Annotated in this window: 21 protein-coding genes; 5 read left to right on the forward strand and 16 right to left on the reverse strand. The window is 68.0% G+C overall.

The genetic code is table 11. From position 1 onward, the window contains the following. Nucleotides 1–36 precede the first annotated feature (36 nt). Together IV088_RS09080 and IV088_RS09085 are read right to left on the reverse strand one after the other, a co-directional pair. Nucleotides 37–1,242 carry an integrase arm-type DNA-binding domain-containing protein gene (locus IV088_RS09080; RefSeq protein WP_291100757.1) on the reverse strand — a complete coding sequence of 402 codons (1,206 nt, stop codon included), beginning with the start codon at nucleotides 1,240–1,242 and terminating at the stop codon, nucleotides 37–39. A 140-nt stretch (nucleotides 1,243–1,382) separates the two neighbouring features. Next, nucleotides 1,383–1,880, reverse strand: coding sequence for a DUF2798 domain-containing protein (locus IV088_RS09085; protein WP_291100760.1), 498 nt, complete (start codon nucleotides 1,878–1,880; stop codon nucleotides 1,383–1,385). A 67-nt stretch (nucleotides 1,881–1,947) separates the two neighbouring features. Here IV088_RS09085 and IV088_RS09090 point away from each other — a divergent pair, with 67 nt between their 5' ends. Continuing rightward, nucleotides 1,948–2,418: a MarR family transcriptional regulator gene (locus IV088_RS09090; RefSeq protein WP_291100763.1), complete on the forward strand. Its 471-nt coding sequence runs from the start codon at nucleotides 1,948–1,950 to the stop codon at nucleotides 2,416–2,418. 25 nt (nucleotides 2,419–2,443) lie between these two features. Further along, a complete protein-coding gene (locus IV088_RS09095) occupies nucleotides 2,444–2,962 on the forward strand; it encodes a DsrE family protein (RefSeq protein WP_291100765.1) in 519 nt (172 codons plus the stop codon). Between the two features lie 11 nt (nucleotides 2,963–2,973). Here the strand turns inward: IV088_RS09095 and IV088_RS09100 are convergent, their stop codons facing one another. Together IV088_RS09100 and IV088_RS09105 are read right to left on the reverse strand one after the other, a co-directional pair. Beyond that, nucleotides 2,974–5,310 (reverse strand): methyl-accepting chemotaxis protein, encoded by a 2,337-nt coding sequence (locus tag IV088_RS09100; RefSeq protein ID WP_291100767.1) that lies wholly within the window; start codon nucleotides 5,308–5,310, stop codon nucleotides 2,974–2,976. A 143-nt stretch (nucleotides 5,311–5,453) separates the two neighbouring features. Further along, entirely contained in the window at nucleotides 5,454–7,061 is a 1,608-nt protein-coding gene (locus tag IV088_RS09105; protein ID WP_291100769.1) for an iron ABC transporter permease, read from the reverse strand. A gap of 144 nt (nucleotides 7,062–7,205) precedes the next feature. On the opposite strand from IV088_RS09105, the gene IV088_RS09110 reads away from it, so the two are divergent. Next, the gene (locus IV088_RS09110; protein ID WP_291100771.1) at nucleotides 7,206–8,333 is read left to right on the forward strand and encodes an ABC transporter ATP-binding protein; all 1,128 of its coding nucleotides are present in this window, start codon (nucleotides 7,206–7,208) and stop codon (nucleotides 8,331–8,333) included. A gap of 19 nt (nucleotides 8,334–8,352) precedes the next feature. On the opposite strand, the gene IV088_RS09115 is transcribed toward IV088_RS09110, so the two are convergent. From IV088_RS09115 to IV088_RS09135, 5 genes are all read right to left on the reverse strand, one after another. Then, on the reverse strand, nucleotides 8,353–9,759 hold the full coding sequence (locus tag IV088_RS09115) for a PepSY domain-containing protein (protein WP_291100774.1): 1,407 nt from the start codon (nucleotides 9,757–9,759) through the stop codon (nucleotides 8,353–8,355). A gap of 103 nt (nucleotides 9,760–9,862) precedes the next feature. Further along, the gene (locus IV088_RS09120; protein ID WP_291100776.1) at nucleotides 9,863–10,258 is read right to left on the reverse strand and encodes a DUF2946 family protein; all 396 of its coding nucleotides are present in this window, start codon (nucleotides 10,256–10,258) and stop codon (nucleotides 9,863–9,865) included. Nucleotides 10,259–10,295: 37 nt separating this feature from the next. Continuing rightward, complete coding sequence (locus tag IV088_RS09125; protein ID WP_291100778.1) at nucleotides 10,296–10,790, reverse strand: copper chaperone PCu(A)C; 495 nt, start codon at nucleotides 10,788–10,790, stop codon at nucleotides 10,296–10,298. A 55-nt stretch (nucleotides 10,791–10,845) separates the two neighbouring features. After that, nucleotides 10,846–11,166: a hypothetical protein gene (locus tag IV088_RS09130; protein ID WP_291100780.1), complete on the reverse strand. Its 321-nt coding sequence runs from the start codon at nucleotides 11,164–11,166 to the stop codon at nucleotides 10,846–10,848. Between the two features lie 64 nt (nucleotides 11,167–11,230). Next, nucleotides 11,231–11,623 carry a DUF2946 domain-containing protein gene (locus IV088_RS09135; RefSeq protein WP_291100782.1) on the reverse strand — a complete coding sequence of 131 codons (393 nt, stop codon included), beginning with the start codon at nucleotides 11,621–11,623 and terminating at the stop codon, nucleotides 11,231–11,233. Nucleotides 11,624–11,732: 109 nt separating this feature from the next. On the opposite strand from IV088_RS09135, the gene IV088_RS09140 reads away from it, so the two are divergent. After that, nucleotides 11,733–12,377: a glutathione S-transferase family protein gene (locus IV088_RS09140; RefSeq protein WP_291100783.1), complete on the forward strand. Its 645-nt coding sequence runs from the start codon at nucleotides 11,733–11,735 to the stop codon at nucleotides 12,375–12,377. A gap of 139 nt (nucleotides 12,378–12,516) precedes the next feature. Here the strand turns inward: IV088_RS09140 and IV088_RS09145 are convergent, their stop codons facing one another. The 6 genes from IV088_RS09145 to IV088_RS09170 all read right to left on the reverse strand — a co-directional run bounded on the left by IV088_RS09145 (nucleotide 12,517) and on the right by IV088_RS09170 (nucleotide 17,284). Then, a complete protein-coding gene (locus IV088_RS09145; protein WP_291100785.1) occupies nucleotides 12,517–13,281 on the reverse strand; it encodes a 1-acyl-sn-glycerol-3-phosphate acyltransferase in 765 nt (254 codons plus the stop codon). Then, the gene (locus tag IV088_RS09150; protein WP_291100788.1) at nucleotides 13,278–14,606 is read right to left on the reverse strand and encodes a dihydroorotase; all 1,329 of its coding nucleotides are present in this window, start codon (nucleotides 14,604–14,606) and stop codon (nucleotides 13,278–13,280) included. Before IV088_RS09150 ends, IV088_RS09145 begins: the two co-directional genes overlap by 4 nt. A gap of 99 nt (nucleotides 14,607–14,705) precedes the next feature. Continuing rightward, nucleotides 14,706–15,671 (reverse strand): aspartate carbamoyltransferase catalytic subunit, encoded by a 966-nt coding sequence (locus IV088_RS09155; RefSeq protein ID WP_367171577.1) that lies wholly within the window; start codon nucleotides 15,669–15,671, stop codon nucleotides 14,706–14,708. Then, nucleotides 15,664–16,179: a bifunctional pyr operon transcriptional regulator/uracil phosphoribosyltransferase PyrR gene (gene pyrR / locus IV088_RS09160; protein WP_291100794.1), complete on the reverse strand. Its 516-nt coding sequence runs from the start codon at nucleotides 16,177–16,179 to the stop codon at nucleotides 15,664–15,666. Before pyrR ends, IV088_RS09155 begins: the two co-directional genes overlap by 8 nt. Next, nucleotides 16,176–16,550 (reverse strand): Holliday junction resolvase RuvX, encoded by a 375-nt coding sequence (gene ruvX, locus IV088_RS09165; RefSeq protein WP_291100797.1) that lies wholly within the window; start codon nucleotides 16,548–16,550, stop codon nucleotides 16,176–16,178. The genes pyrR and ruvX overlap by 4 nt, the downstream gene beginning before the upstream one ends. A gap of 143 nt (nucleotides 16,551–16,693) precedes the next feature. Next, nucleotides 16,694–17,284 carry a YqgE/AlgH family protein gene (locus IV088_RS09170; protein ID WP_291100800.1) on the reverse strand — a complete coding sequence of 197 codons (591 nt, stop codon included), beginning with the start codon at nucleotides 17,282–17,284 and terminating at the stop codon, nucleotides 16,694–16,696. Between the two features lie 62 nt (nucleotides 17,285–17,346). On the opposite strand from IV088_RS09170, the gene IV088_RS09175 reads away from it, so the two are divergent. Next, complete coding sequence (locus IV088_RS09175; RefSeq protein ID WP_291100803.1) at nucleotides 17,347–18,834, forward strand: deoxyribodipyrimidine photo-lyase; 1,488 nt, start codon at nucleotides 17,347–17,349, stop codon at nucleotides 18,832–18,834. A 53-nt stretch (nucleotides 18,835–18,887) separates the two neighbouring features. Here the strand turns inward: IV088_RS09175 and IV088_RS09180 are convergent, their stop codons facing one another. Further along, on the reverse strand, nucleotides 18,888–25,022 hold the full coding sequence (locus IV088_RS09180; protein WP_291100805.1) for an Hpt domain-containing protein: 6,135 nt from the start codon (nucleotides 25,020–25,022) through the stop codon (nucleotides 18,888–18,890). Nucleotides 25,023–25,031: the final 9 nt, after the last annotated feature.

Consider the following 25,031-nt stretch of genomic DNA (forward strand, 5'->3'; position numbering starts at 1 on the left):
GGGATCAGCACCGGAAGTAAAAGCATGGCGGCCACCTCAGGCGGCCCGCTTGGGCATCTTGAGCACCTTGCCCGCCTTGCGCCCGTCCAAGTAGTCAGCCCACCACTGCAGCAGCTTTTCGCGATCCTGCATGTAGGTGCTTCGGTGGTACGCGGCCCGCACGCCGTTGCGCTCTGCGTGGGCGAGCTGGCGCTCGATCACGTCAGGGTTCCACCCGCATTCATTGGCCACCGTGGAGAATAGCGCCCGGAAGCCGTGCGCCGTGGCGCTGCCCTTGTAGCCCATGCGAGCCATGGCCGAATTGAAGGTGTTTTCGCTCAGGGACTTGCCCGGATAGAAGGGGCTGGGGAACACCAGATCACGCCCACCGCTCAGGGGCTGCATGGTGCGCAGCACCTCAAGGGCTTGCCGGGACAGTGGTACGCGGTGTTCGGTGCGCATCTTCATGCGCTCGGGCGGGATGGTCCACAGCGCGGCCTCAAGGTCGAACTCTGCCCAGCGTGCGCCGCGCACTTCACCGGGCCGGGTGGCGGTCAACATCAGCAGGCGCAGGGCGTGCACGGTGTTGGGGTCGCCATCGTAGGCGGCCAACTTGCCCAGGAACTCGGGCAGCTCCCGGTCTGACAGCGCGGCACGGTGCGCCACCTGTCGCGGCTTGAGGATTTCTGAGGGCACCAGGTCAAGCATGGGATTCGACTCGATGCGCTCATGCGTGACGGCCCATCGGTAGATCGCTTTCACCCGCTGCAGCACCCGCGATGCCTGATCGGCAGCGCCGCTGGCCTCCACGGTCTTGATGGCGGCCATGACTTCACCGGGCCGGATGCTGGCCAGCGGGCGGGCACCCAGCGCCGGGAAAATGTGCCCCTCAAGGGAGGCCCGCACGCGGTCGGCTGTGATTGAAGCCCAGCGCCCCGACTGGTGCGCCAGCCATTCACCGGCCACCGCTTCCAGGGTGGTCGCGTTTTCGTGGGCGGTCTGGGCTTTGGCGGCCTTGCGCAGCGCCCCAGGGTCGTCGCCAGCGGCCAGCACCTTGCGGGCCTCGGTCGCAGCGTCGCGGGCGGCCTTGAGGGAAACAGCTGGGTACACCCCAAAGGCAAGGCGCTTTTCCTTGCCCCCGTGGCGGTACTTCATGCGCCAGTACCGGCCGCCGGCTGCGGTCAGCTCCAGGTACAGGCCCGCACCGTCAAAGTGTTTGCCGGGCTCGGTCAGGGTGCGCAGCTTGGCATCGGTCAACGGCATGGAGGGGCATCCTTCGCAGTTTGGGGGCACATTTGGGGGCACATTCTGCACCCATCGCGCCGAAAACCAGCGTTTATGCGGGTCTACAGCCTATCTGCGGTTCCTGTTGGTGTACCAGTTGCCCGGCCGCCACACCACGCTCACGCCGCCGCCATCCAGCGGGTCAGTCGCGGCTTGATCAGGAAGGTCATCACCAGGCCGATCACCACACCGACCGGCAGGGAGCGAAGGAAGGCCGCCAGCCATTGGCCGGGGAACGCCGCGCTCAGCCCCTGGTTGCTCAGCGTCACGGCACTGGCCAGCAGCAACTCCATCACCACCGCCGTGCACAGCGCCAGCAGCACCTGGGCCACCACGCGGGGCCACACCGACAGGCGAGGCCCCAGCACACGCTCCAGCGTCAACAGGGTCAAGAAGCCCAGCGGCATCACCGGCAAGGCGGTGGCAAACGCCATCATCCAGCGCCCAAAAAAGCCGTCGACCCAGCCCAGGTTGAGCCAGGTGATCACGCCGCTGAGGATCAGGCCAATCACCGGCATGACGGTGAACAGGGGCACCAGGCGGCGCCAGCGAAAGCCCGGGGTGGGCGAAGGCGCCGGGGTTGTGGGTGCGGAGGACATCAGGGCAGAGGTTTTCATGTGGATCGATTTGGTTGACAATATCAACACAATAACGCATTTGGTTGACCTTATCAACCAGTCAAGCATGAATCCCCACCCCACGACCCCGCAGACCGCCGCCCTGGAATCCCTGATGTCGTTGCTGGGCAGCGTCAAGAAGGCCTTGCGCCACGAACTGCAGGACGGCGCCGAGCCGGCCGTGGCGCCCATGCTGCTGCGCATGCTGCAGCTGTGCCAGCGCCACCCGGGCATCACCCAGCAGGGCCTGGCCCAGCAAACCAGCCGCGACAAGGGTCAGGTGGCGCGGCTGATCAAGGAGCTGCTGGACCTGGGGCTGCTGAGCAAGGAAGAGCACCCGGAGGACCGGCGCAGCCACCGGCTGTTGCCCACGCCGGCCGGTGTGGCGAAGGTGCGGCGCTTCGAGCAGGCCGAAGCGGGTGTGGCCGAGCTGCTGTTTGGCGCGCTGGGGGCGGCCGATCTGCGCGCGCTGACCGAGCAGCTCGGGGCACTGAAGCAGCGCGTCGAAGAACGGCTGCCTTCAGGCGAGGCAGGCTGACACACCCCCTTGACCTGGACACGCCATGCACCTGAACCCCCTTCCTGCCCTGTTCCTGGCCCTGGGCCTGGCCGCCGCACCCGCTGCCGCACTGGCCCAGGCCAGCTTCGTGCAGACGCCCTACAAGAACCCCAAGGCGCTGTTCGACATCTACCTCGACCACCCGGCCAAGATGGGGGCGGCGCTGCACTGGCTGCGCTCGTTCATGAACCCCCTGGTCGAGGCGCCCTACAGCTTCTTTGCCGAAGACATGAGCGTGGTCGTGGTGCTGCACGGCACCGAGCTGGTGACGGTGGCGAAAAAGAACGAAGCGAAATACGAAGAGGTGGTGCAGCGCATGCGCTACTACGCCCAGCAGGGCGTGAAGTTCAAGGTCTGTGGCCTGGCGCTGCAAGACTTCGGCTACCGGCGCGAAGACCTGCAGCCGTTTGTGGAGGTCACGCCCTCGGCCATGACCGAGCTGGTGCACTGGCAGAACCAGGGCTACGGGTTGATCACGCCGGTGGTGACGGACAAAAAGCTGTCAATCGAAGAGATCCGCTGAGGGCTGGCGCTTCAGAACCCCAGCCGCTTGGCCGACGACAGCGCCAGCACCACCTCGCTGGTGGCCTGCGAGAACGGCGTGCCGGGTGCCAGGGCGTCTTCGGCCTGCCGGTAGTGCCGCTGGTTGACCATCTCTGCCACGCCGCCGGCCACGCGGTGGAAGTGTTTGTGGCGCTCGATCAGGTCCACGAAGCCGGACCGCGCGCTCAGGCGCTGGCCGTCGCCATAGATCCACTTGCCCAGCGCGCAGCAGTCGTCGCGTGACAACGCAGCCACGTCCACCTTGTCGCGGCTTTCAATCGCGTCGCGCAGCTTCACCTTCCACTGACGGTGGGCATCGATGAAGACGTCCACATCGACGCCCTCGACCAGCGCCTTGGTGCCCGTGCCGGCACCGGGCAGACGGAACTCGTCCACCTGAGCCGCCATGCGCACGGCCGCCGTGCGCTGTGACGCAGCGGCCACGGCCGTCTGGTCCACCAGCGTGGCGTTGGCCTGGGTGTTGCGGTCCAGGTCCTGCACGGCCTGGCCGATCTGGCCGATGCCCATGCTTTGTTCGCGCGTTCCGTTGGCCACTTCGTCCAGCAGCTGGCGCACCTGGTCGGCGTGGGTCACGATCTCGTGCATGGTCTCGCCCGCGCTGCGCACCACGGTCATGCCGCTGCTCACGTCGTCCACGCTGGACGAGATCAGGGCCTTGATTTCCTTGGCCGCCTGCGCGCTGCGCTGGGCGAGGCTGCGCACCTCGCCCGCCACCACGGCAAAGCCCCTGCCCTGCTCACCCGCGCGGGCCGCCTCGACGGCGGCATTGAGCGCGAGGATGTTGGTCTGAAACGCAATCCCGTCGATCACCCCGATGATGTCGTTGATCTTGCGCGACGAGCTCTGGATGCGCTCCATGGTTTCAACCACCTGTGTCATCACCGCGCCGCCGCGTTCGGCCACCTGGGCGTTGTCCACGGCGATGTGGGAGGCCTGGCGGGCCGACTCGGCCGTGTGTTCCACCGACGAGGTGGTTTCTTCGAGCGCGGCGGACGATTCTTCCAGTGCAGCGGCGGCGGCTTCGGTGCGCGACGCCAGGTCGCGGGTGCCGGCGGCGATCTCCATGCTGGCCTGCACCACCGAGTCGCTGGCGCCCTGCACTTGCTGCACCGTCTCGCGCAGCGAGGCCTGCATGTAGCCCACTTCGCGCAGCAGGTCGCTGACCTCGTCGTGGCCTTTGCCATTGATGTTCGCGCGCAGGTCGCCCATGCTGATCGCCAGCAGATGGCGGCGCAAAGCCTTGAACCCGCCGAACATGGAACGGTAAAACCCCATGGCCAGAAACACCGCCAGCAGCAGGCCGATGGCCGTCACCGAGAGGTTGATCCAGAGCTGGGTCTGCAGGCGGTTGGCGCGTTGCCCCAGCAACTGCTCCAGCACGCCCAGGTTGGCGTCCACCTGCCGGTATTGCGTCGCCAGGGTCTGGTTGGCCTGGTCGATCAGGGCCTTGGCATCGCCCTGCACCGTGGTCGCGCCCGATGGAAAGAGGCGGTCGAGCGACTGAATGAACGCAGCGGTGGCCCCAGGCGCTTCCAGCACGAGGTCTTGGGCGAGCACCGGCTCGGCCCCCTGCACCTTGCCCAGATCGTCACGCGCCTTGCCCATTTCGTGCGCCACGATGGAGCGCAGCTCGGCCATGCGAACGGCCTGCTCGGGCTCGATGCGACCGGCGCGCAAAGCACCACCCGCCAGGCCACGCAACTCGCTGGTGCCGCGGATGATGTCCGGACCGCGCATCAGGGTCGCGCTCATCAGGTAATAAGAGGACATCTCCGGGTCCAGCGCCAGACCCGAGCGGTCGGTCACCTGGGCCAGCAAGGCCGAAATGCTGCGCGACAGCCCCGTCATGGCGCCGTAGATGTCGGCGGGGTTGGCTTTCGATACGTTCTGAACCGCCGCCAGGTCCTGGTCGATCCGGGTCCACAGCGGGTCGAGCGCCCAAGGCGCGTTGTGCGGTTGACTGAGCTGGCGCAGGGAGGCCATGCGCTCGTCAAACGCCTGGCGGGCCGCAGCGACATCCACCCCGGCATCGCCATAGGCCTGGGTGCGCGCCGCGTAGCGCCATTGGTCGGAAGCATCCAGCAACCGGTAGACCGCCTGGTTGTAGGCCACGCCTTGCCGTTCCTGCGCCACAAATTCAAGGTCTTCGCGTTCCCCCGCCAGGAAGCCCATCAGCAGCCAGGCCAGCGGCAACAGGAAAGCGACCGAGATCAGCGCCATCTTGCCGGGGAAACGCAGCTGGCGCATCAGGCCAGCCGCAGGCGCCCACACACCCCAATTGACGATCCGGAAACCCTTGTTCTTCATGCGCATCTCCAATGACTTGTATACAAAGTATCGGTCGATGGACACGTGGAATTGAGGGGAAAAGCGAACAGAAATGGCCCCAGTTCCGGGCTTGGTTGCAACCTTTGGCTGCCTTTGCGTGACGGTCGTCACGCACGCCCGGTTCAGCGCTGGCGCAAGGTGCGGCTGAGCAGAATCACGGGCAGCAGGCCCACCAGCACCAGGGTGAGCGCGGGCAGCGCCGCCTCACCCAACCGCTCGTCGCGCGCGAGCTGGTAGGTGACCACGGCCAGGGTGTCGCTGTTGAACGGCCGCAGCACCAGGGTGGCGGGCAGTTCTTTCATCACGTCCACGAAGACCAGCAGCGCCGCCGCCGCCGTGGACCGCCTGAGCAATGGCCAGTGCACGCGCAGGGCCAGGCCCAGCCCGGTGGTGCCGAGCATGCGCGCCGAGTCGTCCAGGCTGGCCGGGATGCGGGCGTAGCCGCTCTGCACCGACTGCAGCGCCACGGCGGTGAAGCGCACCAGGTAGGCCCAGACGATGCCCAGCGCGGTGGCGGTGATCCAGTAGCCCACGCTGGACTCGGGGCGCGCGGTCATCCACCAGCCCACGGGCAGCAGCAGGCCGACCACGATCACCGCGCCCGGCACCGCGTAACCGAGGCTGGCGAGCTGCACCACGAACCGGGTCACGAAGCCCGGGCGCGCGCGCGCGGCGAACGCCAGCGCCAGCGCCAGCGCCGTGGCCACCGCGGCGCTCAGGGCCGCCAGCCGAACGCTGTTGCCCGACCACTGCACGAACTGCGTCCAGGGCAGGGATTCCCAGCCGCCGAGCAGCGGGCGCAGCATGAAGACCACCGGCAACACGAAACCAAACAGGATCGGCAACCCGCAGGCCACCCAGACCACCGCCGCCCGCGCGCCGCGCAGGCGCACCGGTTGCGCCTCGGCGCTGCCGGCGCGCTGGCCCCGCAGCGACGCGAAACGCATGCGCCGCTGCGCGCGCTGCTCCAACCACAGCAGCAGCGCCACCAGCGCCAGCAGCATGGTGGCGAGTTGCGCAGCCGCCAGCGGCATGTCCATCGACAGCCAGGCCTTGTAGATGCCGGCGGTGAAGGTCTGGATGCCGAAATAGCTGGCCACGCCGAAGTCGGCCAGCGTCTCCATCAGCGCGAGCGCCACCCCGGCCGCGACCGCCGGGCGCGCCAGCGGCAGCGCCACCTCGCGGATGCGGCGCGACAGCGGCGCACCCAGCAGGCGCGCGGCCTCCATCAGCTGCGCGGCGCGTTCGGAGAGCGCGGTGCGCGCCAGCAGGTAGACATAGGGGTAGAGCGAGAAGGTGAACACCCAGACCGCGCCCGCGGTGTTTCGGATTTCGGGAAACACCCGACCGCGCAGCCCGAAGCTGTCGCGCAAACCGGTCTGCAGCGGGCCGCTGAACTGCAGGAAGTCGGTGTAGGCGTAGGCCACCACATAGGCCGGCATGGCCAGGGGCAGCAGCAGCGCCCATTCAAAGAAGCGCCGGCCCGGGAATTCGAACAAGGTCACCGCGCTGGCGGTGAGCATGCCCACCACCGCCACACCCAAAGCCACCGCCACGCACAGCGCCACGGTGGTGAGCGCGTACTCGGGCAACACGGTCTGCGCCATCTGAGAGAGCACGTCGCGCGCCGCGGCGTCGAACTGGAACCACGAGCCGCCGAGCGAGAGCACGGGCAGCGTGAGCAGGCACGCGAGCAGGATCAACGGGGCGAGGGCCAACCAACGCAGCATGAAGTGGGGGAGGTGGGGGAGGAGACAGAGGGCTGGGCGGGATGATGGCACGCAGGCCCGCCGCGTTCAGCGAGGGGCTTTTGATGCACATCAATGCAAATGCGAATTGTAGTTATCTACAATGACCCACCCACAAGCACCACCATGTTCCTCAACGTCTCCCAACTCAGCGTGCACTACCCCGGCCTGCCCCATGCCGCGGTGGACGGCGTCTCGCTCGGGCTGCGCGCGGGCGACATCGGGGTGCTGATCGGCCCCTCGGGCTGCGGCAAGACGACTCTGCTGCGCGCGGTGGCGGGCCTGGAGCGCGCCAGCGGCGGCAGCATCACGCTCGAAGGCGAGAAGGTCAGCGACGGCACGCACCACATGCCGGCCGAGCAACGCCGCATCGGCATGGTGTTCCAGGACTACGCCCTCTTCCCGCACCTCGACGTGGGCAGGAACATTGCCTTCGGCATCGACCGCCTGCCACGTGCCGAGCGCGACGCGCGGGTGGCCGAGGTGCTCAAGCTGGTGGGCCTGGACGGCATGCAGAAGCGTTTTCCGCACGAGCTCTCGGGCGGGCAACAACAGCGCGTGGCGCTGGCCCGCGCGCTGGCACCGCGCCCACGCCTGCTGCTGCTGGACGAACCTTTTTCCAACCTCGACGTGGACCTGCGCGAGCGCCTGGCGCACGAGGTGCGCGGCATCCTGAAAGCCGCTGGCGCCACGGCGCTGTTCGTCACGCACGACCAGCTGGAGGCCTTTGCCATCGGCGACGTGATCGGCGTGATGCACGAAGGCCACCTGCACCAGTGGGAAGACGCCTACGCGCTCTACCACCGCCCGGCCACGCGCTTCGTGGCCGAGTTCATCGGACACGGCGTGTTCGCGCCGGCGCAGATCCGCATGAACGGCAACGAGGTCTCGGTGCAGACGCCGCTGGGCGCGCTGCAGGACGTGGACGAATGCCCACTGCCCACGGCCTACGCCTCGGGCCTGTGCGACGTGCTGCTGCGTGCCGACGACATCGTGCACGACGACAACGCGCCGGTGAAGGCGCAGATCTTGCGCAAGGCGTTTCGTGGCTCGGAGTTTCTCTACACACTGCGCCTGGCCAGTGGCGAGGTGCTGATGACGCACGTGCCCTCGCACCACAACCACGCGGTGGGCGAGTGGATCGGCATCCGCGCCGAGGTCGACCACGTGGTCACCTTCGCGCGCGGCGGCCTGGCCACCTCGCCGCCCGCGCCGGGCGTGGCGCGCGTGGCGGGTCTCGCCGCTCAGCGCTGAGCGGCGCGCCTCTCGAAGTTCAGCTCAGCGCGGTCTTCACGCCGGGCAAGCGGGACACCACCAGCCAGTCCAGCACCAGCACGCCCAGCAGCACCGCGCCCGACAGCGGGAAAGCCAGCGAGGTCACCAGCATCACCAACGCGCCGGTTTTCCACCGCGCGGTGTCCTGCGGCACGGGCGGCGCGGCCAGGCGCCCCGCGCCCGCCGGGCGGCGCTTCCACCACATGACGGTGCCGCTGACGCACAGGAACGCCACACCCGAACAGAACAGCACGTTGAGCCAGGCGCTCCACAGGCCCAGGTCGCCCTGGTGCAGCGCGATGCCCACCGCCATGACCTTGCCCATCAGCGGGTAGTCGGCGAACCGGGCCTCGGCCAGCACCCGCCCGGTGTAGCGGTCCACGTGCAGGGTGCGGTCACCCCAGGGGTTGCGCAGGTCCCCGCTCATGCTGTCGGCCGAGAGGGTGTAGACGCCGTCGGCGGCCTGGGGCACCTGGATGTGGTGCTGGCCGGTGAAGCCGAGCGTGAGCGCCAGGCGGGCCACGCCGTCCAGATTCACCGGCTGGTCTGCGGGCACACCGGGCGTGCCGGCGGTCGAGCCTGACGCGGGCAGGCGCGTCTGCTCCAGGCCCCAGGGCACCTCGTGCAGGCCGTCGGGGTTCAGGCTCGCGTGCGTGGCGTCCGATGTGGGCACGTTGTCCCACTTGGTGTCGGGGAAGCTGCCCCAGGGTTGCATCAACTGGCTGCCCCACACCCCGGTCCACGACAGGCCGGTCAACAGAAAGCCCAGCAGCACCGCGCTGAGCCAGAAGCCCACGCTGGCGTGCAGGGACTTCCACCACGCCCGCCCGCGCGCCCGCAGGTTGGGCACCAGCACCTGGGTCCAGGCCGTGTCGCCCCGCGGCCACCAGAGATAGAGGCCGCTGACGATCATCACGATGCCCAGCCCCGCCGCCACCTCGATGAGGCGGTCACCCACGTCGCCGATCAGCAGCGTGCCGTGGATGCGTTCGGCCCAGGCAAACAGGGTGTGCTCCTTGTCCACCACCTTCAATATGTCCGCCGTGTACGGGTTGACGGCGATGGCCTCGGTCGTGTCCTGGTGTTTCACCACGAACCAGCTCGGCGCATCGGGTCCGCGAGGGGCCACGTACTCCTTCAGGCTCGCCTGGGGAAACCGGGTGAACACGGCCTGGGCCTGCACCGTGACCGCCTGGGCTTCGGCCTGCGGGACCACCTTCACCGTCCAGCCCAGGCGGTCCTGGAAACCGGTGAAGAACACCATGACCAGGCCAGTGAGGGCCAACATGAGCAGAAAGGGGACCACGTAGAGGCCGGCGTAGAAGTGCCAGCGCCAGGCGGTGGCGTAAAAGCCGCGCGCCAGCGGGGCGGCGGCGGGGGGTGAGGGAGGTGCAAAAAAGCTCATCGATCGATTCCGGAGGTGTCTGACAACGTGCGGGCGCACTGGCCCTGAGCCAGAACGCCCACCCATGAGGGCCACCCCTCCCGATGGGGAGCGGCGCCCGGGATCAGGACACGACCGGAGGGCCTCGGGCAGACGGCCGAGGCGTGGACCACGCGGTGAACCGCCAGGGCAAGGCCTGGGGCGGCGCCGATCCGCCCCGCATCGGCGGCGCCACCCACGGGGTGGGCATCAACGGCGCCAGGCGCTCCGACGCCAGCACGCACAGGGCGCAGGCCTCCAGCGTGCCGTGCTCGGGCTGGGGCGGTGCCTCGGGGCCCGGGTCCCCGATCAACCAGCGCTGCACGCCGTCGGCAGAACACAGCTCCACCCAGCCACCCTGCCCCGGCGCGCGCCACGAGGCCAGCGTGCGCGACACCGCCGGCGCCAGCGCGGCCAGCAACAGGGCAAACACCAGCCCGCGCGCGATGCGCCGCGACAGGGATGGCCAAGCGTGGGACATGGTGAAGACCGGGCGGCTGGAGGCTCAGCGAACGGGGTCAGTGTTTGTGCGCCTCGGCGGGCTTCATCTCGCCCTTCATGCCGCCCGCGGGGGCAGCGATGTTCAGCGGACGCGCCAGCGCCTTGATCTCGACGCTCTCGCGCTGGCCGTCCTTGCCTTCGAACACCAGCGTGAACGGCACCACATCGCCCACCTTCACCTGCGCCTTGAGGTCGAGCAGCATCACGTGGAAACCACCGGGCTTGAGGTCGACGGCCTTGCCGGCGGGCAGGGCCAGGCCCGGCACCTGGCGCATCTTCATCACGTCCTTGTCCATCGCCATTTCGTGGATCTCGGCCACACCGGCCACCGGGGACTTGACCTCGACCAGCTTGCTGTCGGCCTTGGCGGTCAGCTGCATGAAGGCGCCGGTGGCCTTCTGCTGGGCGACGGTGGCACGCACCCAGGGGTCTTTGATCTCGACGCTGGCCGGGCTTTGGGCCCAGGCGCTGGCGGTCACGGCGAGCAGGGTGGTGATGAGGATTTTTTTCATGGGAACTCCTGTGGAGGTTGAGGGAAGGGAACGGGAAAGGGAAAGGGTTGAACGGTCAGGCCGGCTGTTCCTGGAGCAGACGCTTCACGTCGGCGGCGCGGTCGTCGGCGGTCTGTTCGTGGCGCTGGGCAACGCGGATGCGGCCCTCGCGGTCAAACAGGCTGCGCGCCTGACCGTTGAAGTCGGTCAGCGTGAACCCGCGCGCACAGGGGGCGCCGGTGATGTCGATGCCTTTGAACGCCGGCGCCGCGCGGGCACCGGACAAGCGGTCACAGGCGCTCAGGCCTCCGGCGAGGGCGAACGCCCCCAGCCATGCGCTGAACGCGAGGCGATCACAGCAGGCAGGCGCCTGCGAAGCAGGGGATTGACGGAACATGGAACCATCCAGAAACCAGGAAACACACGCAGCACCCCCTGAGGGATGTGCGACCGTGGCGATTTCAGATGGCGAGCGGCGGAGCGCGGGCGTGGGCGACGGCCCAGGTGCCAGAGAGCGTGACAGCGTGGAAAAAGGCGGGGGGTGGCTCGGTCTGCCGCGGCAACGGCTCGGCCAGGGCAGACACCGGGGGCAGGTGGGCGGCACCGCCGTGCAGGGTGCACCACGGGCAGTGCATGGTGGCGTCGGCGACCGGTGCCGATGGGCTGTCCGACGGCGTGGCGTCGGTACCGGCCTGGACCCAGATCATCCCCGAGACGCTGCAAACCTCGACCCAGTCGGCGCGGTCCGACGAAGCCACCACGGCCTGCGCCACCGTGGGCGCCAGCGCGCCCAGCACCATGGCGAGCAGGGTCAGCCAGGTGGTGAAACGGCGGTGGACGCGCGAAAACGGCATCGGCGCAGTTTATCAGCCCGCCTCTTGGACAGGCGAAGTGCCCTGGGCGACTGGCCTTCCCCGTCGGCCGCCACTACGATGGCCACTCACCACCCCACTGGAGACATGCATGCTCACCCTCTGCGGCTTTTCAGCCAGCAACTACTACAGCAAAGTCAAGCTCGCCCTGCTCGAAAAAGGCGTGCCGTTCGATGAAGAACTGGTCTGGGTCGGTCAGACCGATCCCGAGGCCAGCCCGCTGGGCAAGGTGCCCTACCTCAAGACGGACGAGGGCGCGCTGAGCGAGTCCACCGTCATCCTCGAATACCTCGAAGCGAAGTACCCGCAGCACCCGCTGCTGCCCGCCGACCCGTTCGCGGCGGCCAAGGCGCGCGAGCTGGTGCGCTACATCGAGCTGCACATGGAGCTGGTGGCGCGCAACCTCTACCCCGAGGCCTTCTTCGGCGGCAAGATCAGCGACGCCGCCAAGGAAAAGACCGGGGTGCAGCTGGAGAAAAGCGTCGCCGCGTTCGCGAAGCTGGCGAAGTACTCGCCCTTCCTCGCCGGCGACAGCTTCACGCTGGCCGATGTGGCCGCTGCGGTGCACCTGCCGCTGGTGAGCAGCGCCAGCAAGCTGATCTACGGCCACGACTGCATGGCCCACCTGCCCGTGCGCGACTACCTCAAGCGCATCGGCGAGCGGCCCACCGTGCAGCGCATCAACGCCGACCGCAAGGCCAACACCGAGCTGATGCTGGCGAAGATGAAGAAGTGACCCCCCGCGCCGCTTCGCGTCACCCCCCTCCAGGGGGGCGGCACTGGCCGTCCGGCAAAGCCGGCCCGGCGGTGCCCTGGGTTAGGTTGCTTCATGCGGTGCGGGTGACGCTCCGGCGCCATGCAAAACCGCGTGAGTCTCAGTCGCCCGCTTGGCCAGGCTGCATCAGTCGGGCCACCTCGGTCCGCAGGTCCTGCGCCCAGGTGCGGCGGTCCCGGCCGTGGTCGCGCTGGGGCTCGCCGTAGCGCACCACCGCCTGCACGCCGTCGGCCCGCAGCGTGGACCAGATCGATTGGAAGAGCGTGGTGTCGCCGATGAACAGCGGCGCGTCGCTGCGCTGGCCGCTGTCGCGGTCCGCGTAACGCAGGGCCATGGGCAACACCGGCGCGCCCGCGGCAATGGCGGCCTGCAGCAGGTTGGCGTGAAAGGTCAGCAGGGTCTGGCCATCGCCCGTGGTGCCCTCAGGGAACACCGAAATCACGTCCTGCGTGCGCAGGCGTTCGGCCACCTGGTGCACCACCCGCATGGCGTCGCGCCGGGACTCGCGCTCGATGTACAGGGTGCCTGCGCCATCGGCCAGCCCGCGGATCACCGGCCAGTGCCGGACATCGGCCTTGGAGACGAAGCGCGACGGCTGCGCGGCGTTCATGACCAGGATGTCGAGCCAGGAAATGTGGTTGGCCACCTGCAGCAAGGGGCCATGGGTCGGTGGGGTGCCCTGCACCACCAGCTCCACGCCCAGGATGCCCAGCATCTGGCGCGTCCACTCCCGCACCATCAGCTGGGTCTGGGCGGGCGTGAGCTTCCCGAACTCGCTGCGGATGATCCACAGGCCGTGCAGCACATGCCCCGTGGCACGCACCAGCCGCCACAGGGCGCCGGCCCGCGAGCGGCCAGCGCTCACGCCACAGCCTGCCGGCGTTCCGCCTCGTGCGCCACCTGGCCACCGACCAGCGTCATGCGCACGCGAACCGGCAGCTCGTGGCCCTCGAACGGCGTGTGGCGGCCCTGGCTGCGCAGCGCGGCGGGGTCCACGCGCCAGCTCGCGTCGGGATCGAAGAGGCAGAGATCGGCCTGCCCACCCACGGCGATCTGACCCACGCTGTGCTGCAGGGTGCCCAGCGCATGCCCGAGCACCGCCTGCGGCCCGGTGGTCAACACCGTCAAGGCCTGCATCAGTCCCAGACCGTCCTGTTGCGCCCACTTGCAGGCCAGCCCGAGCAGCAGCTCCACGGCCGTGGCGCCGGGCTCGGCCTCGGCGAAGGGCAGGGTCTTGGCGTCGGCGTCCACCGGGTTGTGGTCCGACACCAGCGCGTCGATGCTGCCGTCGGCCAGGCCCTCGCGCAGGGCGTCGCGGTCGCGTTGCTGGCGCAGCGGCGGCTGCAGGCGCGTGCGGCTGTCGTAGTAGCCGATGTCCGTGTCGGTCAGGTGGAGGTTGTGCACGCTCACGTCGCAGCTCACGGGCAGGCCCTCGGCCTTGGCCTGGCGCACCAGCTCCAGACCGGCGGCGCTGCTGATGCGGCACAGGTGCACGCGCGCTTCGCTGCCCTTGCCGTGCACCGCGCGCAGCAGTTCAAACAGGGTGTGCAGCGCGATGGTTTCGGCCATCACCGGGATGCCGGCCAGGCCCATGCGCGTGGCCAGCGGGCCGCTGGCCGCCACGCCTTTGCCGAGCCAGAAATCCTGCGGCCGCAGCCACACGGTGTAGCCGAACGTGGCCGCGTACTGCAGCGCGCGCTGCAGCACCTGGGCGTTGACGATGGGCACCTCCGCCTGGCCGAAGCCGATGCAGCCGGACTCGGTGAGTTCGGCCATCTCGGTCAGCACCTCGCCCTTGAGGCCGCGCGTGAGCGCGCCCAGCGGAAACACGCGGGTGCGGTGCATCTTCTCGGCACGGAACTTGAGCATGTCCACCAGACCGGGCTCGTCGAGCACCGGCTCGGTGTCGGGCGGGCAGACCAGCGAGGTCACACCGCCGGCCACGGCCGCCGTGGTCTCGCTCTCGAGCATGCCGGCGTGTTCCTGCCCGGGTTCGCGCAGCCGCACCGCGAGGTCCAACAGCCCCGGCGCCACCACCCAGCCGCTGGCGTCGATGGTGCGGTTGGGGTGGAAGTCGGGCGCGATCTTGCCGATGGCGATGATGCGACCGGCGGCGATGGCGATGTCGGCCATCTCGTCACGGCCGCTGGCCGGGTCCATGACGCGGCCGTTCTGGATCAATATCTTCATAGCTTTACCTTGAAAAGCGTGGTTTCGCCGCCGGGCCGCCCCAAGGCGAAACGCGCCCCCTCGGGGGGCAGCGACCCGCGCAGCGGTGGAGCGTGGGGGTCAAGCCTCATTCCCTGCAACGATGCCGAGCACAGCCATGCGCACGGCAATACCGAACGTCACCTGCGGCAGGATCACGCTCTGCGGTCCGTCGACCACGGCCGACTCGATTTCGACGCCGCGGTTGATCGGGCCCGGGTGCATGACGATGGCGTCGGGCTTGGCCCAGCGCAGGCGCTCGGGCGTGAGGCCGAAGCTCTTGAAGTACTCCTGGCTGGACGGCAGCAGCGCGCCGCTCATGCGCTCGTTCTGCAGGCGCAGCGTGATCACCACGTCGCAGTCCCTGATGCCCTCTTCCAGCGTGTGGCAGACCCGCACGCCCATGTGCGAGAGGTCGCTCGGCACCAGGGTGCGCGGGCCGACCACGCGCACGTCGGGGCAGCCCAGCGTGGTGAGCGCGTGGATGTCGGAGCGCGCCACGCGCGAGTGCAGCACGTCGCCCACGATGGCCACCGAGAGCTGGGTGAAGTCTTTTTTGTAGTGCCGGATGGTGTACATGTCCAGCAGGCCCTGCGTGGGGTGCGCGTGGCGGCCGTCACCGGCGTTGACCACGTGCACGTGCGGCGCCACGTGTTGCGAGATCAGGTAGGGCGCACCCGACTCGCTGTGCCGCACGACGAAGATGTCGGCCGCCATCGCGGAGAGGTTGGCAATCGTGTCGAGCAGGCTCTCGCCCTTGGCGGTGGAGCTGCGCGCGATGTCCAGCGTGTAGACGTCGGCCGAGAGGCGCGTGGCCGCGATGTCGAAGGTGGTGCGGGTGCGGGTGCTGTTCTCGAAGAACAGGTTGAACACGCTTTTGCCGCGCAGCAGCGGCACCTTCTTCACCTCGCGGTCGCTCACGCTCACGAAGTTGGCGGCGGTGTCGAGGATCTGGGTGAGGATGTCTCGCGACAGGCCCTCGGTGGAGAGCAGGTGGATCAGTTCGCCGTTTTTGTTCAGTTGGGGGTTGCGAGCCACGTCAGAGATCCTTGTTTTCAAGCACGAAGCGGAAGCGGCCGTTGTCGTCGCGCGCCAGTTCGAGCTGCTGGCTGGCCGGCAGACTCAGGGTGGCCGCGCAGACATTGGCCTGGATCGGCAGCTCGCGCCCGCCCCGGTCCACCAGCACCGCGAGCTGCACGCTGGCCGGACGGCCGTAGTCGAACAGCTCGTTGATCACGGCGCGCAGTGTGCGGCCGGTGTAGAGCACGTCGTCGATCAGGATCACGTGCGCGCCATTCACGTCGAAGGGCAACACGGTCTGGGCCGACATGGCCAGGCCGCGCTGTGCGAAATCGTCGCGGTGCATCGACGAGGAGATGACGCCCGCGTCACCGGGCAGGCCCAGTTCGCGCTGCAGGCGTTCGGCCAGCCAGGCACCCCCAGAGGTGATGCCCGCGAGCACCACAGGCTGGGCGGTGGCAGCGATCAGCGTTTGCACGCCGCGCAGCAGATCGGTGTAGAGCAGCTCGGCGTCGAGCTGGATGGTTTGGGTCAAGGCAGGCTCCTCAGAAACTGTTCCAGGATGATGCAGGCGCTGGCCGCGTCGGCGTCCTTGGCGCCCAGGCTGTGGGCTTCGGTGGTGCTGTAGCGCTCGTCCATCTCGAACACGGGCAGACCATGGCGGCCGCGCAGCTGTCGGGCGAACTTCTGCGCCCGCGCGGTGTTCTCGTGGGGCGCGCCGTCGGGGTGAAAGGGCACGCCGACGACCAGCGCGTCGGGCTGCCATTCTTTCAGCCGCGCCGCGATCTGTGCGAAGCGGGCATCGCCCTCGGCGGCGATGGTGGCCTGCGGCGTGGCGGTGCGGGTGATGCGGTTGCCGCTGGCGACGCCGGTGCGCTTCAGGCCGTAGTCAAACGCCATGAACATCTGGCACCGGGCCGGGACGTCGGGACCGCCGGGGTGGTCGTCGGAAGGCGGCGGGACAGCCGCCGGGCCGCCCCCAAGGCTGGCCCCGTCCCTCTGGGGGGCAGCGGCCCGCAACGCGGCGGAGTGTGGGGGCTCACAACCCTTCATGCGTGCCCAGCGTCGGGCGACAGCATCCAGGGCTGCAACCCCAGCAAGGCCATGGCCCGTTCGTAACGCTGCTCCACAGGCGCATCAAAAATCACGCTCGGATCGGCCTCCACCGTGAGCCAGCTGTTTTCGGTGATCTCCGACTCCAGCTGCCCCTGCCCCCAGGACGCGTAGCCCAGGGTCACGAACACGCGGCGCGGGCCGGCGCCCGAGGACATGGCTTCGAGCACGTCGCGCGAGGTGGTCATTTCCAGCCCACCGGGAATGGAGAGCGTCGAGGCGTAAACCGTTTCCCCCTCCCCGGCGTCGATCGCGTCGTGCAACACGAAGCCGCGTTCGGTCTGCACCGGGCCGCCCTGGAACACCGGTTGGTTCACCAGGTCTTCGCGCCCGAGCGCGAGATCGACCTTTTCAAACAGGCGCGGCAGCAGGATGTCGCTGGGCTTGTTGATCACCAGACCGAGCGCACCGCGCTCGCTGTGTTCGCACATGAAGACGACGCTGCGACCGAACAGCTCGTCGCTGAGCCCGGGCATTGCAATCAGGAAATGATTGGTGAGGTTGATCGGGGCAGAATCGGCGGACATGCGGTGATTTTAAGCCGCCGATGCCCAGGCCCCATGCCCTTCCCCACACCCGAGCGCGCCCCATGAACCGCTACGACCAAGGCCTGATGTGGTTCCGGCGAGACCTGCGGGCCGACGACAACGCCGCGCTCCACCACGCGCTCAAACAATGCCGCCAGCTCTGGTGTGTGTTCGTCTTCGACACCGACATCCTCGACCCCCTGCCCCGCGCGGACCGCCGGGTCGAGTTCATCCACGCCTCGGTGATCGAGCTCGATGCCCGCCTGCGCGAGCTGGGCCGGGCCGCAGGGCGCGAGGGAACCGGGCTGATCGTGCGCCATGCGCGCGCGCAGGACGACATCCCGGCACTGGCCCAGCAGCTGCGGGTGCAGGCCGTGTTTGCCAACCACGACGACGAGCCGGCGGCGCACGCGCGCGACGCCCATGTGCGGGGTCAACTGGCCCACGCCGGCATCGTGTTCCAAGGCCACAAGGACCACCTGATCTTCGAGCGTCGCGAGGTGCTGACCCAGGCGGGGCACCCCTACGGCGTGTTCACGCCCTACAAGAACGCCTGGCTCAAGCAAGTGGATTCGTTTTACCTGAAGGCCTACCCGGTGGAGCGGTACGCCGCCTCGCTGGCGCCACTGCCGGCAGCCCTGGAGGCACCGGTCCCGCGCCTCTCGGACATCGATTTCGAGCCCACCAACCTGTCACAACTGCCCATGCCCACCGGCGCCAGCGGCGCGCAGCACTTGCTGGACGACTTTGTCGAGCGCATCGACCGCTACGAGGCCACGCGCAACTTCCCGGCGGTCAAGGGGCCGAGTTACCTGAGCGTGCACCTGCGCTTCGGCACGGTGTCGATCCGGCAGCTGGCGGCCCTCGCCTACCAGATGCACCTGCAAGGCATGCAGGGCGCCAGCACCTGGCTGTCCGAGCTGATCTGGCGCGATTTCTACCACCAGATCCTGGCCAATTTCCCGCACGTGGTCGAGAAGGCCTTCAAGCCCGAGTACGACCACATCAAGTTCGAACACGGCAAACACGCCCATGAGCTGTTCGCCGCCTGGTGCGAAGGCCGCACCGGCTACCCGCTGGTGGACGCCGCCATGGCGCAGATCAACCAGACCGGCTACATGCACAACCGGCTGCGCATGGTGGTGGCGAGCTTTCTGGTGAAGGATCTGGGCATCCACTGGCAATGGGGCGAGCGCTACTTTGCCGAGAAGCTGATCGACTTCGACCTCGCCGCCAACAACGGCGGCTGGCAATGGGCCAGCTCCAGCGGCTGCGATGCACAGCCCTGGTTCCGCATCTTCAACCCGGTGACGCAGAGCGAGAAGTTCGATCCGCAAGGCAAGTTCATCCGGCGCTACCTGCCGCAGCTGGCGCAGCTGCCCGACGCCGTGATTCACGCCCCCTGGACGGCCCGCGAACTGGAGCTGGTGGGCGCGGGCGTCGAGCTGGGCAAGACCTACCCGCACCCCATCGTCGACCATGCCCTGGCGCGCGAGCGCACCTTGCTGCGCTACGCGGTGGTGAAAAAACCGGGTTCGACGACCACATGAAAAACCCCGGCGCGAGGGCCGGGGTCTGGATCGGGGGTGAGGCCGGCGCCTGCTCAGACTTCCGCAGCGGCGCTCTGCACGTAGTGCCCCACCAGGGCCAGCAACTCGTCTTCCGAGTACGGCTTGCCCAGGTAGTGGTCCACGCCCAGTTCGCGCGCATGTTCGCGGTGCTTCTCGGCAATGCGCGAAGTGATCATGATCACCGGCAGCCCCGACAGGCGGGGGTCGCTGCGGATGTTGCGCACCAGGTCGAACCCGTCCATGCGCGGCATTTCGATGTCCGACAGCACAACCGTCGGGCGCTCGTGCTGCAGGCGTTCGAGTGCCTGCAGGCCATCGGCCGCCAGTGACACGCGGTAGCCCTCGCGCTGCAGCAGGCGCTGCGTCACACGGCGCACGGTGATCGAGTCGTCGACCACCAGCACCAGCGGGACGGCGTTGACCACCATCTCCACCGACAAGCCGGTGTCGTCGTTGGTCGTGTTCAGCAAGCCATGCCGCTTCTTCGCCTCCACCCACGGCTGCACCTGATCGCCATACACCGTGGCCAGCGCCACCGGGTTGTAGATCAGCGCCACCGCGCCCGAAGCGAGCACCGACATGCCAGCCAGACCGGGCAGGCGGGACAACTGGGGGCCGAGGTTCTTCACCACGACTTCCTGGTTGCCGAGCACTTCGTCCACGTGCATGGCCACCCGCTGCGCAGCGCTTCGGAAAATCACCACGGGCAGGGTGCGTCCCTGGACTTCCTGGGTCTGGGCAGACGACTGCAACAGCGCGCCGGCCCAGTAGAAAGGCACTTCTTCGCCAGCCACCGTCAAGGTGTTTTTCAAATAAGCCTGCGCCAGCTCGTCGGTACCGACGCGGCGCACGAGTTCCACCTGCGTGGAAGGCACCCCGATGGTCAGCTCACCCGTGCGTAGCATCACCACCTGCGTCACCGCTGTGGTGAGCGGCAGCACCAGCTTGAAGTTGGTGCCCTGCCCGGCGCGGGTGTGCGTCTCGACGCGGCCACCCAGGGCAATCACATCGTTTCGCACCACGTCCATGCCCACGCCACGGCCTGCCAACGACGACACTTCGCTGGCCGTGCTCAGACCGGGGGTGAAGATCAGCTGCGCAGCCTGTTCGTCGGAGAGCACCACACCGGCCTCGACCAGGTTCTGGGCCACGGCCTTCTCACGCAGGCGAACGAGGTCCAGCCCGGCGCCGTCGTCCTGGAACACCACCGACACGTCATTGAGTTCCTGGGCCAGGCGAATCTCGATGTGGCCTTCCGCGGGTTTGCCCAAGGCCAGCCGCTGCTCCGGCATTTCGATGCCGTGCACCACGCTGTTGCGCAACAGGTGTTCGAACGCGGCGGTCATGCGGTCCAGCACGCCGCGGTCCATTTCGATGTAACCCGCCGTGATGTCCAGTCGCACCTGTTTGCCGGTCTCCTTGGACGCCTGCCGCACCACCCGGTACAGCCGCTCGGAGATGCCCTCGAACTCCACCATGCGGGTGCGCAGCAGATCGCGTTGCAGCTCACGGGTTTGCCGCCCCTGCGCCACCAGACCGTCTTCGGTCGCCTCCACCGCCCGCTGCAGGTTGCGCTGCACCGTGGCAACGTCGTTTACCGACTCGGCCATCATGCGGGTGAGTTCCTGCACCCGCGTGAAGCGGTCGAACTCCAGCGGATCGAAGGACAGGTCCGCGTCGCGGGCTTGCGCCAGGCGCGACTGCATCTGTGTTTCAGCCTGCAACTCGATGTCGCGCAGTTGGTGGCGCAAACGGTCGAGGTTGCCTGCGAGGTCCTTGAGCGAGCCACGCAAGGTCACCAGCTGGGACTCCATGCGCGAGCGGGTGATCATCACCTCGCCGGTCTGGTTGACCAGGCGGTCGAGCAGCTCGGGACGGACCCGGACCGCTGCACCGGCTCGCTGCGGCACCAGCACCGGTGGCTGCAACAGGGTCATCCCGGTCAACCCCTGCACGCCAGGCGCACTGGTGACGACCGGCAATGCCTCAGACTCGGAAATGGTTTCCGCCAGAGGCGCATCTTCCACCGCAGCGACGCCGACGGACGCCGCATCGAACGTCTGCTCGGGGGCGGTCTGCAACACGCCATGCGACTCCACATCGGTGTGGCGCAGCAGGTCGAAGCGCGCGCACAAGGCATCGTAAGACGCCTGCAGGGGCTCCAGATCGGCTCGCTGTGGCGCTTCAGACCCCAGTCGCTCCACCGCCGTTTCAATGCGGTGAGCCATCTCGCCGAGTCGCAGCGCGCCCGCCAGACGCGCACTGCCCTTCAAGGTGTGCAGGTTGCGCAGCACCTCGCCCCGGGCACTGGTGTTGTCGGGCCGCCCCATCCACTGCCGCAGTGCACCACCCAGTTGCGGCAGCAGTTCCTGAGCCTCCTCGGCAAAGATCGGGAACAGGTCCACGTCAATCGTGTCGAGCACATCGATGTCGTCGTCGATGTCTTGCGCCGGCCCCCTCTCGGCAGCCTCCGGAGGCAACGGGGACAACAACGTGTCGAGTCCAGCAACCTCGGACGGCTCGAAGTCCGGGGGCGCAAAAGCAGAAGGACCCGCGTCCGCCTCCGCCGGCAGATCCAGCTCCACCACCGGATCATTCCCGGGTTGGGTCTCTTCCTGGTCCAGGATCTCGGCGTCGGACTCGACATGGACGTCGACTTCCGATGGTTCGCCCAGCCCGGTGTCCGCTGGCGCGGGCAGGTGCAGCAGGAGGTCCAGCGCGTTCAGCAGTTCGGCATTGGGCTCCTTGAAGAAACCGGCAGCAAACTGGTGCAACAGTCGTCGGATGTCTTCGGCAGCGTCCACGAACAACTGGGCCTGTTCGGCCGTGGCCGCTTGTCCGCCCTGCTGGTGCAAGGCCACCGAGGCCAGCGAATGCTCCAGCGCTCGAGCGATGTCAGACAGTGGCTGGAAACCGACCGTGGCGGAGCTGCCCGCGAGCGAGTGGGCCAAGGCCTCGGCCTGATCGGGAACGGGTTCGTGGCGCTCCAGCGCCCATTCGGACAGGCAGGTGCCCAGGCGGCGCGACCATTCGTCGGCCTCGTTGAGGTAGACGTTGTACAACCGGATGCCGATGCGCAACGGCCCGATCTGGCGGGTCTGCTCGTCAGGCACGTCATCGCCGATGGGATCCACAACAGGCGTTTCCGGCGCCTCGAAGGAGACGTCCACCACGTCAGTGAAAGACACCTCCAGCGGTTCTTCGGGAGCTGCCTCCCATGCCGGGGCCTCAGCGGTGACCTCTTCCACCAACACACTGTCGGGTTCGTCCGGATGGAACAGTGGCCCCGGCATGCCGTCCTGCAAATCGGGAGCCTGCGGCAACGCGGCCTCGGTGTCCAACGAAATGTCGTCGAAGATGGAGGACGGGTCATCGGATAAGGAGCCATCGTCTTCCGGTGCCGGCTGGGGCGAAGACTCGGTGTGCTTCGAGGCGTGTTGGGCCAGGTCCTCAAAATCGATGTCGCTCAGCAACGGTGCTGGCTCATCCGACACGGGCGGTGTCGCCGGCGGCGAATCGAAACTGAAATCGAGGTCCACTGCCGCGGAATCACCAAAGTCCGCGGCCGGCGCCTCCAGCACATCCTGAGCGACGACCTGCGCGTCTTCCGTCTCGACTTGCACGGGCGCTTCACCCGGCTCCTCCACGCTGACCACCGTCTCGACCGGTTCCTGCGCCTGCACGTCGGCACCCAACGGGAGGTACTGGGCGTGATCGCGCCAGGCCTGGGCACTGACCCGGAACGGCTGGGCCTTGCGGTCGCCGTCGCGGTGTTGGGCAATGTCTTCCACCCAGTGACCCAGCGAGTTCAGCGAGTCTTCGGCCAAGGATCGCAACGGCGCCCCGGTCGGGCGCTGCTCGGCGAGCGCTGCGTTGAGCACCTGCTCCATCGCCCAGGCGGCTTCTCCGAACTCCGACAAGCCCACCATGCGCGAGCTGCCCTTGAGGGTGTGATAAGCGCGGCGCAGGGTACTGAGGTGCTCCAGATTGGACGGCTCGTGCGCCAGTGCCGCCACGGCAGCCTGCCCCTGGTCCACGACTTCGCGTGCTTCCTCCAGGAAGATGTCCAGGAGGTCGTCGTCATCGTCTCCACCCGCATCCAACACCGGCACAACCGGCGGCCTGGCAGCTTCTTCTCCACCAGTCTGCGCCAGACCGATCAGCGCCTGAGCGCCGGCCACCGCATCCTCGCCGACCACCGCCTGCGCTGCTTCTCGCGCGGCACGCGCCACGCCAGGCTGCTCGACCAGGGAGGCCTGATCGGCCAGCGAACCCAGCTGCTCGCTCAGGTTGGCCAGGTCCACCGAGTTCTGCGCGCTGTCGACCACTCGCTGCACGTCGGCGCTCAGCGCATGGGCCTCCTCGTGTGAGGCCTGCGCGCGGGGAACGTCCACCACGGTGCGCCCCATCAGGGGCTTGAGTTCACCGGACTCTTCGTCGAAGACAAACAGCTTCTTGGCCAGCGCGGGCTGGTAGTTGAGCATGTCCACCAGGAAACTGAGCGCACTCAGGTTGTTGCCCAGCTGCTGAAACGTCCCGGCCTGACGGGCCATCACCTCGTCCACCTCGGTGTCCAGGATCTGCTCCACCGAGCTGCGCATTCGTCCGACCGTGTTCACCGCCTGGTCCAGACCCAGGACAGAGAGCACGCCGCGCATCTGCACCAACTGCGAGACCGCCACATGCAAACAGGCTTTCTCCCGGGGTGCCCGGAAAAACTGGTCCAGCGATTTTTCCACCTCACCCAAGGACACCTTGAGCTCGCCCACCACACTGCCCAGCGTCTGCCGGTCACTCACGCGCCGGTACAGCTGCTCCATCCAGGGCTCAAGGGGCTGCGCGGACTCACCGGCCAGCACCCGCTCCAGACGCTCGGCCAACGCCTGCGTGCGGGCGGTGAGTTCCTGATCGTTGGGGTCAAAATCCTCGAACGCCGCTTCCAGATACAACGTGGTGGTGGCCACCTCCATGGACAGTTCCGGCTTCAGTGTGCCTGGCACACGCGCCACCTGTTCGGCCGCCTTGACCAGCGCACGGGCCAGCACGGTGCTGGCCGGGTGCAAGCGCAGCAAGGAGTCACCGATCAGGCTGTACTGGTCCTGCACCTGCCGCGCACGGCCCATGTCACCACCGGCCATCAGCGACCAGGACTCTTTGCCGGCGTTGATGCGCTTGCGAGCCTGCACCAGGAGGGCGGGATCAAAACGCCCCAGCGTCGCCTGGTTGTAGTCCACGGCGACGGCATCGGTCAGACCAAAAGCATGGCGCACGGCCACCAAGTGGGGAGCGGCCACGCCTTCCTTGGGTCGGGCCTGCGAGCAAAAGAACAACAGGTCATGAAGCAGGGTCTCTGACACGTCGCCGCGCGTCTTCTCCTGTGCCAGTCCGGACAATTGCAGCAGGATGCGCGAAGCCGCGCGCTTGACGTACAGGTCGGAGGGCACGAGGTTCTGCGCCACCGCCTCGAAATACGCGGCGGCCACGCGCCAGAAAGTCACCACCCTGGGCACATCCGCACCGGCCGACAGCCCGGCGCACATCCGTGCCAGCTGGGTCCCGACGGCAGGGCTCGGCGACTTGATCATGAGCAACACGACCCGGTCGAACCGCGAACGCATCTGGGCATCGGCCTTTTGCGGCTCCACACCCACCGGCGCCGCCACCTCGATGCCACGCTGGTCAAAGGCCCACAAGTCCGACGGATGCACCCGCTCGGCCGCGGCCAGCTCCTGCACCTCGCGGTACTGGCTGAAGAGCGCCACCGGCTGAACCTGCTTGTTGTTGAGGATGGCTTCGAGGTATTCGACCAGGGCGAAACTGGCGCGCTCCACCTTGCCCGCCGCTTCAGTCGTGCAGGTCTGAGGACGCTGCACAAACCGCTGCACCGCGGCCTCCATGCCGCGCAGCACCTGGGCCGGCGCGAGCAACCCCACCATTTCAAGCGCGCCCACGGCCTGGTGCAGTTGCTGGCGCGCCACCCGCAGAGAGCCCGGGTCCACCGCCTCCAGGTCGCTCAGCCGGGATTGCTCCGTTTCACGGACGAAACGCTTGATGGCCTTGTTGGCACCATCCAGCGATTTGCGCAACTCTTCAAAGACCCAGGCCAAAGGGCCCAGATCGGCGAGTGGAGCATCCGTGGAAAGGCTGTCGTGCTGGGTGTCGAGCATGTTGTTTCA

It is taken from the genome of Hydrogenophaga sp. (assembly GCF_018780075.1).
GTDB lineage: Bacteria > Pseudomonadota > Gammaproteobacteria > Burkholderiales > Burkholderiaceae_C > Hydrogenophaga.

Coding starts and splice junctions, on each gene's coding strand:
- IV088_RS09100 (WP_291100767.1), bottom strand. CDS start 5,310: ATGAAGAACAAGGGTTTCCGGATCGTCAATTGGGGTGTGTGGGCGCCT.
- IV088_RS09140 (WP_291100783.1), top strand. CDS start 11,733: ATGCTCACCCTCTGCGGCTTTTCAGCCAGCAACTACTACAGCAAAGTC.
- IV088_RS09085 (WP_291100760.1), bottom strand. CDS start 1,880: ATGAAAACCTCTGCCCTGATGTCCTCCGCACCCACAACCCCGGCGCCT.
- IV088_RS09120 (WP_291100776.1), bottom strand. CDS start 10,258: ATGTCCCACGCTTGGCCATCCCTGTCGCGGCGCATCGCGCGCGGGCTG.
- IV088_RS09150 (WP_291100788.1), bottom strand. CDS start 14,606: ATGAAGATATTGATCCAGAACGGCCGCGTCATGGACCCGGCCAGCGGC.
- IV088_RS09090 (WP_291100763.1), top strand. CDS start 1,948: ATGAATCCCCACCCCACGACCCCGCAGACCGCCGCCCTGGAATCCCTG.
- IV088_RS09105 (WP_291100769.1), bottom strand. CDS start 7,061: ATGCTGCGTTGGTTGGCCCTCGCCCCGTTGATCCTGCTCGCGTGCCTG.
- IV088_RS09110 (WP_291100771.1), top strand. CDS start 7,206: ATGTTCCTCAACGTCTCCCAACTCAGCGTGCACTACCCCGGCCTGCCC.
- IV088_RS09125 (WP_291100778.1), bottom strand. CDS start 10,790: ATGAAAAAAATCCTCATCACCACCCTGCTCGCCGTGACCGCCAGCGCC.
- IV088_RS09180 (WP_291100805.1), bottom strand. CDS start 25,022: ATGCTCGACACCCAGCACGACAGCCTTTCCACGGATGCTCCACTCGCC.
- IV088_RS09130 (WP_291100780.1), bottom strand. CDS start 11,166: ATGTTCCGTCAATCCCCTGCTTCGCAGGCGCCTGCCTGCTGTGATCGC.
- IV088_RS09095 (WP_291100765.1), top strand. CDS start 2,444: ATGCACCTGAACCCCCTTCCTGCCCTGTTCCTGGCCCTGGGCCTGGCC.
- IV088_RS09175 (WP_291100803.1), top strand. CDS start 17,347: ATGAACCGCTACGACCAAGGCCTGATGTGGTTCCGGCGAGACCTGCGG.
- ruvX (WP_291100797.1), bottom strand. CDS start 16,550: ATGTTCATGGCGTTTGACTACGGCCTGAAGCGCACCGGCGTCGCCAGC.
- IV088_RS09135 (WP_291100782.1), bottom strand. CDS start 11,623: ATGCCGTTTTCGCGCGTCCACCGCCGTTTCACCACCTGGCTGACCCTG.
- IV088_RS09115 (WP_291100774.1), bottom strand. CDS start 9,759: ATGAGCTTTTTTGCACCTCCCTCACCCCCCGCCGCCGCCCCGCTGGCG.
- IV088_RS09080 (WP_291100757.1), bottom strand. CDS start 1,242: ATGCCGTTGACCGATGCCAAGCTGCGCACCCTGACCGAGCCCGGCAAA.
- IV088_RS09170 (WP_291100800.1), bottom strand. CDS start 17,284: ATGTCCGCCGATTCTGCCCCGATCAACCTCACCAATCATTTCCTGATT.